This is a genomic window from Bacillus salacetis (assembly GCF_049177075.1).
Lineage (GTDB): Bacteria > Bacillota > Bacilli > Bacillales > Bacillaceae_B > Rossellomorea > Rossellomorea salacetis_A.
In genome coordinates this window covers 3819839-3836647 of the sequence record NZ_CP185377.1, presented here as the reverse complement: position 1 = coordinate 3836647, position 16809 = coordinate 3819839, and the positions used below count along the sequence as shown (strand labels likewise).

The window sequence follows — 16809 nt, the reverse complement described above, 5'->3', positions numbered from 1 at the left end:
AAAAGGCAACACCTTTTCAGCGGTTTTTTATTTATCCCTGAAAAACCAGAAATTCATAAAGGGCATGATGCTGATGACGCATGCGAGCATTCCCACCATTACGGCACCGAGTTTGTTTTGATCTTTCCAAATCAGCCTCGCGTAACGAACCGAGTAGTAAGCAATATAGGCACATATAATCAATGTCAGCCAGAATATAAGATCACCACCGTTAATCCTTGATCATTTCTTTGTTTCTTGGTCTTAACAGCTTTCCAAAGCTATCGAGTTTAACATGCATGTTTACTTTTACTTCAGCCTCCGGGTATGATTCCATCCAATTGTATTTCTGATACTGCTGGAGGTTGAGAAATTTCCTTCTTGCCGTCAGGGACCAGTTAAAAGCTTCTGCCTTTAATTCTTCCTGGGTCTTTTTCACAAATTGTTCAGCAAGTGCCGTGAAACGCTTTTCCATATAGTGATCAAGCAATTCTTGTTTTTCAAGATCTTCCACGTAATTGATCATGCTGGGAATGGACAGGATTCTTACATCCAGCCAGGCATCGACTGTGATGACGGGCTTTGGTTTGCTTACGTCCACCTTTACAGCCGTTTTCCTATTAGTGGCTTTCCCTGTAATCCGAAATTCTTCCTTGATTGGATCTGGGTAAGTAAAAGCGATGTCCTGTGGATTTAGGTGTTCGGTTAGAATGGTCATGATCCGTACCTCTTCCCCTGTCAAGGTTCCGACCATTTTACCGTCGCGGAAAGCTGCCCCTCCGATGATTTGTACAGGAGTCCCGCCTTTTTTATACAGTTCCCCTGGTAAATAGTTGTCTTCATTTTCTTTTATATTTAAATCAGTTTCCTCAGCAGTTGTATAGGTTGCAAGAGCAAGACCTGAGTCGGCTTCAATGTCATGCAGAACCTGCTGGAGGTCCGATTTGGGAACAAGAGCATTGGTTTCCCATCTCCTTGAAATGAAATCATAGAATTTATGCGGACTTGCTTCGAAAACCGGCTTGTTTTTCCGGAGATAGTCACTGGCTCTTTCTTTTGATACGAGAAGAATCATATCCCTTCTTGCTTCAGGGTCTCTTCCCAATGTGCCGATGCTTTCTAGAAATTTATCAGACTTGGCAAATTCTTCACTGATTACCAGTGCCTTGGTGTGATAGAAATTGATACTGCGGGTTTCAGCCACATTGAGCATGTCCCGGGCAGAAATTAGATCAGGCATCCTGATGGTAATGGTTTTAAATTCCTCAGAACCAGGCTGGCTCCCCGGATCACCTGCCTGGGGATCAGCCAGCTGATAGGTGATGTCCAAACCGGCTTCACCTTTTTCAGGGAGGTCGATGCCAATGACGAGCACGAATCCTTCTTCTTCTACCTCGATCTTATCTGCACAACCAGTTAAAATCATCAAACATAGTGCTAAAACAAGAAGACGTTTCATTTTTTAAACTCACCTCTCAGCTTTGCCACAATCAGAAGGGTGACCGGGATGATGAACAGCAGGATCGATGTGACCATCAAAATGATATTGCTTCTAAGAAGGAGAACATTTTGAACAACATTCTCGGGGAGCAGCCCAATCATGATGGTCAGAACGGCAAAAGGTAATATGAGTGGTTCAAATTCTTTAATCTTGGCAGTATAGGCGAAAAAAGCTGTTGAAATGTACAGGTAGACTGCAAAGCGGATCAGACTGGCAACACTCCAGAAAGCAAAAAATAACGCTTCAATATGTGAGACATATCTTCCGAAGGTCACCATCCTGGAAATTTCATGAAATGGATACGCAATAAACTCAATCGACGGATAGTCGAAGTAGGCGATGAAAACAACAAAGAAAACCATTAACTCAAAAATGGAAACGGCCAGTCCAAATAGTGTGGCATTTTTGAATGTTTTATAGTCCCGGAAAAAAGGAAACAGGATCGAGAAGAACAGCAAATCACTGGTGATGGATGCATAACTGGCACCGCGGAAAGCGACTTCCTTCAGCCCGAATCCGGCAATCGGAAATAGGTATCCAAAATAGAGCTCACTCCATAACAGCACCACAATGAAAAACAACGACACCTTAATGTAAGGAAACGTAATCCAGGCAGTCCTTCCCATGGCCAGAAGCCCGCGATTGGCAAGGAAATAGCTTGACCCGATCAGGACAAAGAAAAGATGGGTTGAACTTGTGGCTGGGAAATACATCGTGTTGATGATATCCACATAACTTCTGCTGTCCACAATTGTGGCAGAATAGGAAATCAGGAAAAGCGTCATGCCAATCAGAAAGCCGAAAAACTTTCCAGTGACTTTGTACGTAATATCCATGATATTCTTGTCCTTGTAATGCTTCACCAAAATCAGGATGCAAACAAGCGGAACAGACATGACCAATCCGGAGAGGAGCGGAACCATCCATGCCGCTTGAGCTGTCTCTTTGTATAAAAGAGTTGCAGTCATGTCCGTGAACTTGATTCCCAGTGTGATGGTGATCAAGGCGAACAACTCACGTGTGCCAAGCTTTCTGTCCGGTGGAGAGATCATTCGCTGTTTTCTCCTTTCGGCTTCTTCATTTTCTCCGCCTCAATCGGGAAAACATTCAGCGGGCGCAGCCACTGTTTCCAGATTGGAGGCCGTACGACAAGATCCTTTGATGAAGGGTAATGCGGGGCCATGGGCGAAAGAAACGGCACATCAAAGGATGTTAAAGTAGATAAATATCCTATACACATGGTGATACAGATACCGAGGCCTAAAAAACCCCAAAGACTGCCAAACAGCAGGAAGATATAGGTGGACAGGCGAATCATATAGCTGAATGACAGGTTGGGTATGGCAAAGGAAGCCAGACCGGTAATTGCGATGACAATGACCAAAATTGGACTGATGATATTTGCTTCAACTGCCGCCTGCCCTAAAATCAATGCCCCTACAATTCCGATTGTCGGACCAATGGGACTTGGAACCCTTACACCGCCTTCTCTGATCAGTTCAAAGGCAAACAGGAGCATAAGGACCTCAAATATGGCTGGAAAAGGAACTTCCTCCCTGGTGGCGGATATGGCGAGCACCAAATCGGTCGGAAGCATTTCAATATGATAATTTGTAACGGCTATATAAATGGCAGGTGTCATGATTGTAATGAAAATCGCAAGCAGCCTAAGAAATCTTGTGAAATTCCCATAGGGCCATCTAGCGTAATAGTCCTCCGAAGTATGAAAGAAGGACCAGAATGTGACAGGCAGAATCAAGCTGCTCGGTGAACTGTCCATAAGCAGAACAACATGGCCTTCGTTTATGAAACTTACCGCTCTGTCGGGCCTCTCAGTATATAAAACAGTCGGGACCAATGAATAAGGGCGTTCTTCGATATGCTGTTCCAGAAGGCCGAGATTCTGTACTTCATCCGAGTTGATTTGTTCTAAACGCTTTTTTACTTTTTTTATCAAATTAGGATTAGCAACATCGTTTAAATATATCAGTGCTACCTGACTTAATCCTTTTTCACCGACAGTCACATACTCTGTTATAAGCTCTGCCGACCTCAGTTGTTTCCGGATCAAAGAGATGTTGACGGCAATGGATTCAATGAATGCCTCTTTCGGGCCCTTCAGGACCGCTTCATCTTCGGGTTTTTCGACACCTCTCTTTTCAAAACCGGCTGTGCCGAATAAAAAAGCATGGTCTTCTCCTTCGATGAATAACGCAGAATTTCCCATTAATATATTGGAAATAATGTTTTCTAAATTGCATTCTTCCTTTATATCTTTAATAGGTACTTTATTAGCAAAGAAATCTAGGTTGAGCTGTCTCTCAATATTCTGGCCGGGATAATCAGATATAAGGTTAGGGATGAGTTCTTTTTCAATCACATTTTGCTGGCTCATGCCATTCAGGAAAATGAGAACGGCTTTTCTATTGAAAACTGAGAGTTTCAATGGTCTGACAGCTAAGTCCTGGTTTACGGGATGATTGAATGCCTTCTGGATTTGGGTGATATTGTCTTCAAGCGTCGCTGAAAATCCTGAACAATCCTGGTTTTCTTTCATTTGTTCTTTCTGCCGTTTATTTTTAAGCATCCCGTCCACCTCCTTTAACTAATAGAATGCACAAGAATTACTTCGTTATGTAATTTTTGGTTCCAAAGAAGGATTTTGACTTTGTTCATACTTTAATGCCCTATGAGGTATCCGATGCTGTTATGATGTATGATAGAAGAGAGTTAACTCTGAAAATAGGTAAAGTTGGTGTGAAATTTGAAGTGGTATAGCATAGGGGCCTTCAGTTTTCCTTCCGCATGGGGGGCGCTGATTGCTGCATTTATCATCACGGGACTCTTTTTAAGGCTTTATTATGGTAAAAATCAAAATGAATGGTTCGGGAATAGCGTCTTTTGGTTTCTCGTCACATGGAAATTCAGTGTCATCTTGTTTGACTTTTCTGGTGTGATCAGCCAGCCGCTCTCCATTCTTTACTTTAACGGCGGTTCGAGGGGCTTTTGGCTCGGTGTGGCTGTTTCTTTGATATACATCTATTTCAAAGGAGAGAAGAAGCGCCTCATCAGCGCCTGGTTTTTGGTCATCCTGGTCTATGAAGGGGCTTCTGAATTCTTGGCTGACAGTGCTTCGATTTTGAGCGCGGTTAACCTCTTGGCCGGTTTCGGTCTCTTTTATTTTCTTCTGCAAAGAGGCAAGGCGGAGATAGTGCTGCAGTTATTTACGGGAATTCAGCTGCTGGTGAATTTTTCACAAGGGCACTTTATTTCTACAGAAAGTGCCTCGTATATACTGGTGTCAACGGCAGTGCTGGTCATTAACAGATTAGGGAGGGGTTCAAATGAGTAAGAAATTACTGGGGATAGGGCTGGTTGCGGTATTAGTGGGCTTATTTGTCGGCAATATCTTCATGAACCAGGCCTCTAAAAAGGAAGTGGAAAAGCAGGTAGCAGATCAACTGGAAGAGTCGGGCCTTGAAGTTGAATTTGGAAGCGAAGGTCCAGGCGAGGGGGATGCTGCGCCGGATTTCACTTTAACGACCCTGGATGGCAAAGAAGTGTCGCTGTCTGACTATAAAGGGAAAAAGGTAATCTTGAATTTCTGGGCGACATGGTGTCCACCGTGTAAAGCGGAAATGCCGCATATGCAGGAATACTATGAAAAGTATCATGAGAAGGCCAACGTGGAAATGCTGGCTGTCAATCTGACAACGATTGATGAGGGAAGAGCTGCCATTGAAAAGTTTGTCGAGGAATATGGACTGACATTCCCGATACCACTCGATGAAGAAGGGACACAGGGAACCATCTATCAGGCCCAGACCATTCCGACCTCCTATATGATCGACACCAATGGAAACATCCAGCACAAAATCCTCGGCCCCATGAACAAAGAAATGATGATCCAGTTAGTTGAATCCATGGAGTAAAAGTAGTGCTTTAGCACTTTAACGTGTAAAGAGGGACAGTCCCTTTCAGTGCTTTAGAGCACGAAAAGGGACTGTCCCTCTTCGCACGGTAATACGTTAATGTGGTAAAGTGTGACAGGCGATATTTACTGTCGTATAATGGGTGGAAAGGCGTTTTTTAAAGGAAAAGGGGTTTTTGAGATGAAATTTGACACAAAAGTTGTTCACAGCACGTTACATAACCGCAGCATCAAAAGCAAAACTACACCGATTTATCAAACCTCTGCGTTCTCATTTTCTTCCTTGGAAGAACTCGAGGGTTTTTATGAAGGGAAATCCCCTTACTTATACACAAGGTCCGGAAACCCGAATACCGATGAGTTGGGTGATATGGTCGCCGCTCTTGAAGGGGCGCCTGCAGGTGTGGCTGCAGCATCTGGTATGGGGGCAATCCTGGCCGGTATTCTGGCTGTGGCAGAAAGCGGGGACCACATCATTGCGGCTGAAGATATTTACGGCGGGACTTATCATCTTTTAAACGAAGAGTTGAAAACATTTGGGATCAAGGTTTCTTTTGCCGATTTCAGTGACCATGAGGAGATCGTTAGAAACATTACACCGGAAACCAAGCTTCTTTATAGTGAAAGCATTACAAATCCTTTTTTAAGGCTTGAAGATATCAAGGGAATGGTGAGCATTGCAAAGAGGCATGGGCTCAGAACCATGATTGATAACACATTCGCGACACCCTACCTCATGAACCCATACAACGACGGCGTGGATATCGTCGCCCACAGTGCCACAAAATACATCGGCGGCCACAGTGATGTGACGGCAGGAGTAACCGTTGGACCGGATGAACTGATGGCAAAAGCAAGGAACAAAGTCATTAATCTCGGCATGAATCTTAGCCCTCATGAAGCGTGGCTGACGGTCAGGGGCTGTAAAACATTGTCGCTGAGGATGAAGCAGCAATGTGATAATGCTGAAAAGCTGGCTGAAGCACTGGACGGATATGAAGGGGTTAAAACTGTCTATTATCCTAAAAAAGCTTCTGAAAAAGGGAGCGGAGCCATCGTAACCATTGAATTGGAGGAGCACAACGATATCCACAGGTTTTTCACAGGACTAAGCTGGGTGAAAATTGTGCCAACTTTGGCAGGCGTGGAAACAACAGTTTCCTATCCGCAAGGCACCTCCCACAGGGCATTGACGGATGAAGCCAGAGAGAAAATCGGAGTGAATCCACAGGTGGTCCGGATCTCTGTCGGAATTGAAGATGCAGAAGATATCATCAAGGCATTCAAGGATGCAGTTGATTCGTCGAAATAAAAAAATTCAGAATAATCATTGACCTGACAAAAATAGTCAGTTATAATCCAACTCATACGACATATACATTTTCATAAGCAAATCGATATCTCTTATCGAGAGCGGCGGAGGGAATAGGCCCGATGAAGCCCGGCAACCTACAGGCAGTTTTCTGCTTGGAAAGGTGCTACATCCTACAGACTGAGACCAGTCTGGAAGATAAGAGGAGGAGCATTGACTTTTCAAGCCCTCTTCTTAGCGGAGAGGGCTTTTTAATATGCAGAATTCCTCTTCGCTTCCAGTACAATTTTTATAAAATTTGAGGAGGAAATTATTATGACAAACCATCAATTCGACCCGGAAACATTATTACTGCACGGAGGACAGGAACCTGATCCGGTAACAGGCTCGCGTGCCGTTCCGATTTACCAGACGACTTCTTATGTTTTCAATGACACCGAGCACGCCCAAAATCTGTTTTCACTAAGCGAGCCCGGGAACATTTATACGCGGATCGGCAACCCGACGGTCGATGTTTTTGAGAAGAGAATTGCGCTGTTGGAAAAAGGGGTGGCCGCGGTCGCCGTTTCTTCCGGAATGGCAGCCATTTCCCTGGCGATTTTGAATATAGCTGGGGCTGGTGATGAAATCGTAGCCTCTTCCAAGCTCTATGGCGGGACGTATAACCTCTTTGCGGTCACGCTGCCTAGATACGGCATCAAGGTGAAGTTCGTGGACAGCACAGACCCTGAAAACATCCGAAAGGCGATTACTGAAAAAACAAAAGCGGTCTTTGCTGAAACGATCGGGAATCCGAGCTTGAATGTACTGGATATTGAAAAAGTGGCGGATATTGCCCACTCCAATGGCATCCCGCTGATTATCGATAATACATTCCCGACACCTTATGGCTGCCAGCCGATTCAATATGGAGCGGACGTTGTGATCCATTCGGCAACAAAATGGATTGGGGGTCACGGAACGGCAATCGGCGGAGTGATCGTCGACGGCGGCCAGTTCGATTGGGACAGCCCGAAATTCAAGGATTTCACTGATCCGGACCCAAGCTATAACGGCCTTCGCTACGTTGATGTCGGGGAAGCAGCTTATGCTGTAAAACTGCGTGTCCAGCTTCTTCGCGACCTAGGTGCCTGCTTGAGCCCGCATAACGCGTTCCTTCTTTTACAGGGACTTGAAACACTGCATTTAAGAGTTCCGAAACATAACAGCAATGCGCTGGAAATTGCCCGTTACCTGGAAAATCATCCATCAGTGGACTGGGTGAGCTATCCTGGTCTTGAAAATCATCCAGCTAACTCGCTGGCTGAAAAATATCTGTCCCATGGGCACGGCTCCATCGTTAATTTCGGCATCAAAGGCGGAAGGGAAGCCGGCCGAAAACTGATTGATAATATCACTCTATGGTCACATGTCGCTAATGTCGGTGATGCGAAGTCACTGATCATCCATCCTGCGTCTACCACTCACCAGCAGTTGAGCAGCGAGGATCTGATAACAACAGGTGTAACAGAGGAACTCATCAGGCTGTCCATCGGATTGGAATCCGTCAAAGACCTGCAGGCGGATTTAGATCAGGCTATTACAAAGGCGACAGCAGCAACCGCTTCTGTATAAAATGAGTCAAGTAATCTATGAAACAGGGACCGTTCCAATTGGAGACCTCTGTCTGGAAAATGGGAAAACAGTGAAAAGGGCCGAATTGAAATACGAGATGACAGGCAGGCGCTCAGGACCTGTCATTCTTGTCTGCCATGCTTTGACTGGAAGCCATCTCAGTGTCGGAACCGAAGAAAATCCAGGATGGTGGAGGGGGTTGATCGGCCCTGCAGCCTATATCAATACCGAAGAATATTTGGTGATCACCTTCAATGTTTTAGGAGGTTGTGACGGTTCGACTGGGCCCGCTACACTCAACCCGGAAACCGGGAAACCTTACAGGATGACGTTTCCGCAGCTGACTGTGAGGGATATTGTACGTGCGCAGTACCAAGCATTGGAGGAGCTTGGAGTCTCTTCGCTGGAAGCAGTAATAGGCGGATCCCTTGGAGGGATGCAGGCTCTCGAATGGGGCCTGCTATACCCTTCGTTCGTGAAAAAAGTGTTCCTGCTGGCGAGCACCCCTTATTTTTCGGATTACGGAATCGCCTTCAATTATATTGGGAAAACAGCGATAATTTCCGATCCAAACTGGCTGGATGGAAATTATGAGCAATCTTCAGATGTGAACGGGCTGAAAGTGGCAAGAATGGCCGGAATGGTCACCTATCGTTCCGGGGAGTTATTTGAAGGAAGATTCAACCGAAGCAAGGCCAGCGAAGAACAATTTCAGGTGGAATCCTATCTCGCGTATCAGGGGGAAAAGCTTGCCAAACGGTTTGACCCAAACAGTTATCTATATTTAATGGATGCCATGAACAGTCATGATATCGGGAGAGACCGGGGCGGCTGGAGGGAGGCGGCGTCAGAGTTTCAGCCTGAACTGACTGCCCTGGGATACACCAGCGATTTAATTTATGCGCCTTCGCTGATTAAAAAGTTTGCTGATCTGGTTCCTGAGTCTGCTTATTACGAAGTAGAGACACTATTTGGCCATGATGGATTTTTAACAGAGTTTGAGAAGTGGGGAGATTTGATTACAAAGCACTTGGAAAAATAGCTACCGGGACTCATAACTTGTCCCCTTCCGGCATATAGTTTCAATAGCAAAGACATCGCACCGCTGATTAAGCGTTTTTGTGTGGTGTCTTTTTTATCCAAAAAATACAGTGATGCTGTTGAAGCTTGTATATAGGAGGGAACGGAATGGAGCAGCGAAAAGGCCTCATCATCATAGCGGCCGCCTCCCTTTTGACCGGTGCAGGGGGAATGTACGGCGGGTTGAGTTTACTGGATTCTTTTAAAAGTGAGACAGGAGGAGCGGTGGCTGAAGACGGCGGTCCGCTGAGTGACAGGCTGCATAAAGTGGAAGTGGCTTATGATCTCATCGCGGACAAGTATGTAGAGGAAGTGGACAAGGGGGAACTGGTCGAGGGAGCGATTCAGGGGATGCTTGAGACCCTGGGGGACCCTTATTCGGTGTATATGGATGCGAGCACCGCCTCGCAGTTCAACGACTCCCTCGGATCTTCCTTTCAAGGGATTGGGGCAGAGGTCACGGTGATGGATGGAAAGCTGCTGATTGTGGCCCCATTCAAAGATTCCCCGGCTGAAAAAGCAGGACTGCGGCCAAATGACCAAATCCTGAAAGTTGATGGGGAAGATATTACTGGTCTTGATTTATATGAAGCAACACTGAAAATCAGAGGTGAAAAAGGATCTTCAGTAGAATTGGAGATTATGAGAGAAGGACTTTCGAAGCCTATCAAGGTCAGTGTGAAAAGAGATGAAATTCCGCTTGAAACCGTTCACTCGGATGTGAAGAACGAGAACGGAAAACATTATGGAATCATTGAAGTATCCTCATTCTCGGAAAACACATCCAAGGATTTTAAAAAGCAGCTAGGAGACTTGGAGAAACAGGGGCTTTCCGGCCTTGTCATCGATGTCCGGGGAAATCCAGGCGGCCTGTTGTCGAGCGTCAATGAAATGCTTGCGGAGTTTATAACAGACGATATTCCATATGTCCAGATTCAGGAGCGAAATGGCGAGACTTTGAAATATTTCTCCGAGATTAAAGAGAAGAAATCTTATCCTATCACGGTCCTTGTCGATGAAGGAAGTGCCTCGGCATCTGAAATTCTTGCAGGAGCGTTGAAGGAAGGTGGGGGCTATCCGCTGATCGGAACGAAAACATTCGGTAAAGGGACAGTCCAGCAGCCATATCCAATGGGTGATGGCAGCAACATCAAGCTTACCATGTTTAAATGGCTGACCCCTAAAGGCAATTGGATCCATAAAAAAGGAATCCAGCCTGATATCCCGGTCAAACAGCCTGCCTACTTCTATGCCCATCCTCTAGAAGCAGAAAAGCCGCTTGTTCCTGAAATGAACAACGAACAAGTGAAGAATGCCCAGCAGATGCTAGAAGGACTGGGATACAATCCAGGACGGACCGACGGTTATTATAATGAAGCAACAGAAGCGGCAGTCAAGAGTTTTCAGCAGAAACATGAACTGGGTGCCACGGGTAAAATTGACAGTCAAACAGCCTCCAAACTTCAGGAGGAGATTTATTCAGCGGTAAAAGATGAGAAGAATGACGTGCAGTTGAAGGCTGCTTTGGATTATTTGAAGAGGTTGGATTGAGGGAAGGTAAAAGCATTAAGAAATAAAGATAAAGAAGGCCCGGTCCTTGCCGGGTCTTCTTAATAATACTGCTGCTTTATTTCCTCTATTAGTTCCCCAGGGAATTGTTTTTTGTTCAACCTTCCCAATATATCGGACAGAGCATTCAGGCTGTGTGACACCTGTTTTTCAGAAAGTGCCCCTAAAGAATAAGCCTCATAAAACTCATCCATATCAACAACATGATAACTCCCGTCCTCAAACACACGGATATCGATCAGCAGATCATGGACACATATCAATCCGTCCCGTTTCTTTTCATATTCGACGATATCAATGAGCCAGCCCTGATGAGAACTTTTAAAACCATATGAAAATTGAAGTCCGAGTTCCAGCTGGTAAATGATGATGAATTTCTTATTTGAACTTTCAGGCGGCAGTTCAATCACCGTGGATTCATCCAATGCCAGAAATCTGTGTGGATTCTCCTGATTCAAAGCCCGGTCTTCTTTTAACTGCAGCGCTTCCTCGATTATTTCCGGCCTGTTTTTCCTCAGGTCCTTCGTATATTCTAATTTCCCATGCTCTCTTCCGACATGATTCCAGTAAACAACGACATCCAATTGACATTCCTCCCGACAACCTTCACTTAACCATTCGTCAGCAGCTTGCAATTTCCTTTATATTTCCCGGGAAAAAGTCTCCTTGTCGAATGGCTGGAAAAATTAGTAGATTGATTATATTAAAATTCAATAGGTTTTACCGTGCTGATTTGTTAAAATAATAGAAAAGATTAACACGTTGAGGATGGTGAACACCATTGGTACAGCATTGGCTTGTGGAGATTATGAAAGCAGGCGGCAAGCTGTTTTTGAATCCGCTATTATATATTTCTATTATAGTTGCCTTGTTCAGCGGCTATTTCCGTGTGAAGCGGGAGAGGCGCGAACTGCATACGAGGATTTTTGATATGTATCATGAAATCCGTTTTTTATTTCCCTTGGGACTTTTACTGGGTCTCGGGTTTTCGCTGCTGACAATCGGAGCGGGGCTTGTAATTCCGTTTGGAAGCCTGCTGTTGATTGGAGGGGTAACAATCCTGTTGGCATTGACTTTCAAAACCAGGCTGCTGACTCCGGCGTATACTGTCGGAATTGGATATTTCCTGCTCTTGGCGATCTATTATTTTAAGGTGGAATTGCCAATCTTCAATACATATTTCGAGCAGCTGAATGAAGGATTGCTGAATGCTGTTGTCGTTTTGCTGGGAACGCTGCTTTTGATTGAAGGTGTACTCATCAGCCACAGCGGCTGGAAGAAGACATCACCAAGATTGATCAGAAGTTCCCGCGGTTTGAAAGTCGGCGTTCAGGAAGGAAAGAAGCTCTGGGTCGTGCCGATGTTCCTGCTGATGCCGGTGGGTTCTCTGGATATGCCTTGGACCTGGTGGCCGGCATTCACGGTCGGATCCCAGACCTATTCGTTGATACTGTTTCCCTTTCTTATTGGTTTCGGTCAGCTTGTCAGAAGCACTCTACCGCATATCAGCATCAAGGAAACCGGAAACCGAGTTTTCTGGTTTGGGGCACTTATACTGACCATTGCAGTAGCAGGCTACTTCGCTCCACTTGTCTCCATTGCCGGAGCCCTCTTGGCGATTGTCGGCCGTGAATGGATGGCTTACAGGCAGAGAGTGCAGGACAGCGAGAAATCGTATTTTTACTCAAGAAAGTCTCAAGGCTTGATGATCCTGGCCATTCTTCCGGGCTCCCCGGCTGAGAAAATGTCCCTTGTTTCCGGAGAAATGGTGACAAAGGTAAATGGATTCCATGTACAGACCGAAGAAGAATTCTATGAGGCTCTCCAGCAGAACCGGGCATACTGTAAGCTGGAAGTAATTGATACAAACGGGCAGATCCGCTTTGCTCAGGGCGCCCTTTATGAGGGAGATCACCATGAACTTGGCATTATCTTTGTTGAGGAAGATCGTGAGTGGTCGTCTAAAGTCGGGTATCATTTTGTTTAAAAGGGTATAGAAGTGGATATGACTTGAATGCCTTATGAGGGACTCCTCTCATAAGGCTTTTGTTTTACAGAAGACCATTTTCAGAAAAAAGTGTAACTTTATCTTACGATTACCGTCCACTCCTATAAGAGGAGATAAAAGGAAGAAAGGAGTGTTGATGAATGATCAAACGTGTATTGGTTCTTATGATTATGCTCTTTACCATCGGAATGACGGCAGCGTGCGGAATGAGTGTGGAGCAGGGTGAGAATTCCGGTTCGGGAGAGGCAGGTAATGGTTCCCAGGGGAACGGAGGCAATGAGGGAGATGCGATTGAAGACGGGGGGCAAGGAATTGTGGCAGGAGAAATTGAACCATCATTGATGAAGAATGAAAACGGGCAGTTTGTTTATACCGTCAAAAATCAGACTGAAAAAGAAGTGACTTTCGAATTTACTAGTTCTCAGCGTTATGATTACGCAGTAAAAGATGAAGAGGGCAAGACGGTGTATTTATACTCGAGCACAGCAGCCTTCATGCAGGTGCTGGGTGAAGAAACATTGGCTCAGGGAGAAGAGTTGTCTTATACAATCGAACTTCCGCCTGATGAAGATTTCGAAGGGGGAACCACGCTGGAAGTCTGGCTGACTCCCAAAGGCGGGAAAACAGCCCCGACTTCTGCAAAACTGAATCAATAAAGTATTCTAGACAGCAGTCCTGACATGGCTGCTGTTATTTTAAGGTTGGTTGCTTTAGCACATTAATGCATTGGGGGACAGTCCCCCAGCGCATTAACGCAGTAAAGTGCGATGAGAAATGGGGGAATATAGATGAGGGATTATAGATTCATCAAGGGGTACAGGGACGATGATGTTTTAAGGAAGAGCTTCAATCAACTGGCTCTCGATACATTCGGAATCAGTTTTGAGAAATGGTATAAGCTTGGCTTTTGGACAGATAAGTATGAACCATATTCTTTTGCAGAGGGAAATAACATCATTGCCAATGTGTCGGTCAATAAAATAAACTTAATCATCAGTGGCGAACGAAAGAGTGCAATTCAAATCGGAACGGTCATGACACATCCTGATTACCGGGGAAAAGGTCTCTCGGGTGCACTTATGAACAAGGTAATGGAAGACTTTCAAGATGTTGATTTGATTTACCTCTTTGCAAACAGTACCGTCCTGGATTACTATCCGAAGTTTGGCTTTAGGTCCGTCGGGGAGCAGCAGCCAGTCATGAAGCTCTCCGGGAGCGGGGAAGGAATCACGCTTCAAAAACTGGACGCTGATAATAAAGAAGATTTAAGCTTCATACATAAATTAGCAGAGAGAAAGGTGCCTGTGGCGAAAACATTCAGCACAACTGACACGGCGGAATTGCTGTTGTTCTATTGTACCTATGTGTTTCCGGATGATATCTATTACTGGGCAGAAGAAGAAACGGTCATCCTTATGAAAAAGGAAGGTAGCATCCTTCATCTATTTGATGTCATCAGCCCTAAAGAAATAGATTTGAAGGTTCTGGCAACAGAGATAGCCACTCCTGAAATTAAGGAAGTGCACTTTCACTTTACATTCCAGAACAGCTCAGAGAATTTTACAACGGTACCGTTCAAAGGTGATGAAGTGCTTTTCGTCAAAACCGCCAATGGCCTGGTACTGCCGGAAACCTTCAAACATCCAATCACTTCCCAAGCATAACTTGAGATCCTTTCCGCACAATGGAAAGGATTTTTTTATAGGATGCACTTTAACCCTTTAAAGCGGCGGGGGACTGTCCCCCAGTGCTTTAAAGCGGTAAAGTTTGCCCACTTTCTGTATGTTATGTCTTTTTTCTGCCAAAGCTAAGGGGAAATTGTGCAGGAGGAGGGATTGGAATGGCCGTTTGCAGCTTCAAGGACAGGGAGTTATTTTTCGAGGATTACGGGGAAGGGGTGCCGATATTAATGATTCATCCCCCGGGACTCGGCAGGAAATCATTTATTTACCAGAACCCTTTGAAGGAACAGTTCCGCTTGATCATCCCGGACCTCAGCGGACATGGCGATTCTTATAATGAAGAGGACTTTGTCAGTATTGATACATACGTAGAAGAAGTAAAGGCGGTCCTGGACCATCTGGATATCAGCAAATGTGTTCTGCTGGGGTATTCGGCTGGAGGTGTGATTGCCCAGGAGTTTACTTTTAAATATATTGATATGGTGGAAATCCTCATACTGGCAGGTGGATATCCCAAAGTACAGACGGTCCGCCTGAAGGTGATGCATCTTCTCGGCATGAGGACGATCAAAGAGAAGCCGCAATTGATGATCAATGTTTTATCCAAAGCCCATGCAAAGACCCCTGAAGCTGAACAGGAGCTTCATGAACATATGGAGAAAGCCAATCGCAGCATCTGGTATCACTATTATAAGCAATCGCTGTATTATAACTGTACGGACCGCATTCTTGACTTGAAGGTACCGCTCCTGCTCATTTATGGCGGCAAATCCGACTGGATCAACAATCAATATCGGCTGTATAAGGAGCATCCCCAGCATGAACTCGTGATTCTGGAGAAAGCCAAACACCAGCTTCCGACTCTGTTTTCCAACTCTTTTAACAAAGCCATTTTTTATTATGTTAAAAAAATGTTGAACAGGGAATGAAAAGGAGTATAATGAATGAAACCAAAAAATAGAGACTAGTTGGCAGGGAGGAGGATTTTATGGGGATCCATCATTATTTTAAAAGTCTTTCAGACGTGGAGAAACTCATCCGCTGTCCGGGAAGGTTCAAATACCAGGACCATAATGTCGCAAGCCATTCCTTCAAAGTCACCAAGATTGCGCAGTTCCTTGGGACGGTAGAAGAACATAATGGGAATGCCATCAACTGGAAAGCGCTCTATGAAAAAGCGTTGAATCATGACTACGCTGAATTGTTTACGGGGGATATCAAAACCCCGGTAAAATACGCTTCCGAAGAGCTGCGCAGGCTGTTCAGCGAAGTGGAAGAGGAAATGATCACCAAGTTCATCGATCAGGAATTTCCTGAAGAATATCAGGATGTATACCGTGAAAGGTTCAAGGAAGGAAAAGATTCCACCCTTGAAGGAAGGATTCTTTCGGTAGCCGATAAGATTGATTTACTTTATGAATCTTTCGGAGAGATTCAAAAAGGGAATCCCGAACCGCTGTTTTTGGAGATCTATGAAGAGGCGCTTGCCACCATCCTGAAATTTCATGAAATGGACTCTGTACAGTACTTCCTCAATGACATCCTTCCAGAAATGCTTTCTGAGAAAAACATACCGCATGAACAGCTTAGTGAAATGACAAAGAAAATTGTTGAAGGATTCAGCAGTTCGAAAGATTAAACTAACTCTTCCAATTCGTTTTTTGGTAAAATAAAGATAACGGATACTTTGAGGAGAGAATAGAATGGTTTCAAAATATATTTTAGGCATATTCCTGCCTGGACTGCTCGTCGTCCTGTTTACGAGAGTAACATATAACCACATTGTCGGTCTGGTGTTGACGGTCGCTCTGATAGCAGCTTCCGTTTATAAAGGATATACTGATTCGTGGGGCCTGATTGTGGTGGATGCCGCATCTCTTACAGCAGGCTTTTGGTACAGTAACCGAATGAGGAATAAAGCGAGAAATCGCAATTGAAGCCCTGATCATGTCAGGTGCTTTTTTATTTTGGTTGAAAAAGTGGATAACTAACAGTATTTTGTGGATAAACAAGAGTTAATCACAGGTTGATATTAGAGTAAACGGACTTATACCCATATTATTCACAAAAACGGGAAGTTATCAACAAACAATCCACATAATCAACAATCTATCCCCAAAGTTATTAACAAGG

The 16809-nt window shown here is 44.8% G+C and carries 16 protein-coding genes and 1 riboswitch; of the genes, 12 read left to right on the top strand and 4 right to left on the bottom strand.

Annotated elements, in window-relative coordinates; genetic code table 11:
- Positions 1–211: 211 nt before the first annotated feature.
- Genes ACOJQI_RS20035 through ACOJQI_RS20025 form a run of 3 tightly spaced genes read right to left on the bottom strand, consistent with a single transcriptional unit; the run spans position 212 to position 4067 of the window.
- Positions 212–1438: a Ger(x)C family spore germination protein gene (locus ACOJQI_RS20035; protein WP_421381410.1), complete on the bottom strand. Its 1227-nt coding sequence runs from the start codon at positions 1436–1438 to the stop codon at positions 212–214.
- The gene (locus tag ACOJQI_RS20030; protein ID WP_421381408.1) at positions 1435–2532 is read right to left on the bottom strand and encodes a GerAB/ArcD/ProY family transporter; all 1098 of its coding nucleotides are present in this window, start codon (positions 2530–2532) and stop codon (positions 1435–1437) included. The genes ACOJQI_RS20035 and ACOJQI_RS20030 overlap by 4 nt, the downstream gene beginning before the upstream one ends.
- Positions 2529–4067 (bottom strand): spore germination protein, encoded by a 1539-nt coding sequence (locus tag ACOJQI_RS20025; protein WP_421381406.1) that lies wholly within the window; start codon positions 4065–4067, stop codon positions 2529–2531. The genes ACOJQI_RS20030 and ACOJQI_RS20025 overlap by 4 nt, the downstream gene beginning before the upstream one ends.
- A 177-nt stretch (positions 4068–4244) precedes the next feature.
- Between ACOJQI_RS20025 and ACOJQI_RS20020 the strand changes: the two genes are divergently transcribed.
- The 6 genes from ACOJQI_RS20020 (at position 4245) to ACOJQI_RS19995 (ending at position 10968) form a co-directional block, all read left to right on the top strand.
- Complete coding sequence (locus tag ACOJQI_RS20020; RefSeq protein ID WP_421381404.1) at positions 4245–4832, top strand: hypothetical protein; 588 nt, start codon at positions 4245–4247, stop codon at positions 4830–4832.
- Positions 4825–5412 (top strand): peroxiredoxin family protein, encoded by a 588-nt coding sequence (locus ACOJQI_RS20015; RefSeq protein ID WP_421381402.1) that lies wholly within the window; start codon positions 4825–4827, stop codon positions 5410–5412. The genes ACOJQI_RS20020 and ACOJQI_RS20015 overlap by 8 nt, the downstream gene beginning before the upstream one ends.
- 180 nt (positions 5413–5592) lie before the next feature.
- Entirely contained in the window at positions 5593–6723 is a 1131-nt protein-coding gene (locus ACOJQI_RS20010; protein WP_421381400.1) for a trans-sulfuration enzyme family protein, read from the top strand.
- 89 nt (positions 6724–6812) lie between these two features.
- Positions 6813–6928, top strand: a riboswitch (SAM riboswitch).
- A gap of 110 nt (positions 6929–7038) precedes the next feature.
- Positions 7039–8337: an O-acetylhomoserine aminocarboxypropyltransferase/cysteine synthase family protein gene (locus tag ACOJQI_RS20005; RefSeq protein WP_421381398.1), complete on the top strand. Its 1299-nt coding sequence runs from the start codon at positions 7039–7041 to the stop codon at positions 8335–8337.
- A 1-nt stretch (position 8338) separates the two neighbouring features.
- The gene (gene metX, locus ACOJQI_RS20000) at positions 8339–9379 is read left to right on the top strand and encodes a homoserine O-acetyltransferase MetX (RefSeq protein WP_421381396.1); all 1041 of its coding nucleotides are present in this window, start codon (positions 8339–8341) and stop codon (positions 9377–9379) included.
- 146 nt (positions 9380–9525) lie between these two features.
- Complete coding sequence (locus tag ACOJQI_RS19995; protein WP_421381394.1) at positions 9526–10968, top strand: S41 family peptidase; 1443 nt, start codon at positions 9526–9528, stop codon at positions 10966–10968.
- Between the two features lie 59 nt (positions 10969–11027).
- Here the strand turns inward: ACOJQI_RS19995 and ACOJQI_RS19990 are convergent, their stop codons facing one another.
- On the bottom strand, positions 11028–11570 hold the full coding sequence (locus tag ACOJQI_RS19990) for a DUF402 domain-containing protein (RefSeq protein ID WP_421381392.1): 543 nt from the start codon (positions 11568–11570) through the stop codon (positions 11028–11030).
- A gap of 197 nt (positions 11571–11767) precedes the next feature.
- Between ACOJQI_RS19990 and ACOJQI_RS19985 the strand changes: the two genes are divergently transcribed.
- The 6 genes from ACOJQI_RS19985 to ACOJQI_RS19960 all read left to right on the top strand — a co-directional run bounded on the left by ACOJQI_RS19985 (position 11768) and on the right by ACOJQI_RS19960 (position 16613).
- On the top strand, positions 11768–12973 hold the full coding sequence (locus tag ACOJQI_RS19985) for a PDZ domain-containing protein (protein WP_421381390.1): 1206 nt from the start codon (positions 11768–11770) through the stop codon (positions 12971–12973).
- A 161-nt stretch (positions 12974–13134) separates the two neighbouring features.
- Positions 13135–13650: a BsuPI-related putative proteinase inhibitor gene (locus ACOJQI_RS19980; RefSeq protein WP_421381388.1), complete on the top strand. Its 516-nt coding sequence runs from the start codon at positions 13135–13137 to the stop codon at positions 13648–13650.
- 132 nt (positions 13651–13782) lie between these two features.
- Complete coding sequence (locus tag ACOJQI_RS19975) at positions 13783–14658, top strand: GNAT family N-acetyltransferase (RefSeq protein WP_421381386.1); 876 nt, start codon at positions 13783–13785, stop codon at positions 14656–14658.
- Positions 14659–14834: 176 nt separating this feature from the next.
- Positions 14835–15605 (top strand): alpha/beta fold hydrolase, encoded by a 771-nt coding sequence (locus ACOJQI_RS19970; RefSeq protein WP_421381384.1) that lies wholly within the window; start codon positions 14835–14837, stop codon positions 15603–15605.
- Positions 15606–15664: 59 nt separating this feature from the next.
- On the top strand, positions 15665–16315 hold the full coding sequence (locus ACOJQI_RS19965; protein ID WP_421381382.1) for an HD domain-containing protein: 651 nt from the start codon (positions 15665–15667) through the stop codon (positions 16313–16315).
- A gap of 64 nt (positions 16316–16379) precedes the next feature.
- A complete protein-coding gene (locus ACOJQI_RS19960; RefSeq protein WP_421381380.1) occupies positions 16380–16613 on the top strand; it encodes a CsbA family protein in 234 nt (77 codons plus the stop codon).
- Positions 16614–16809 lie beyond the last annotated feature (196 nt).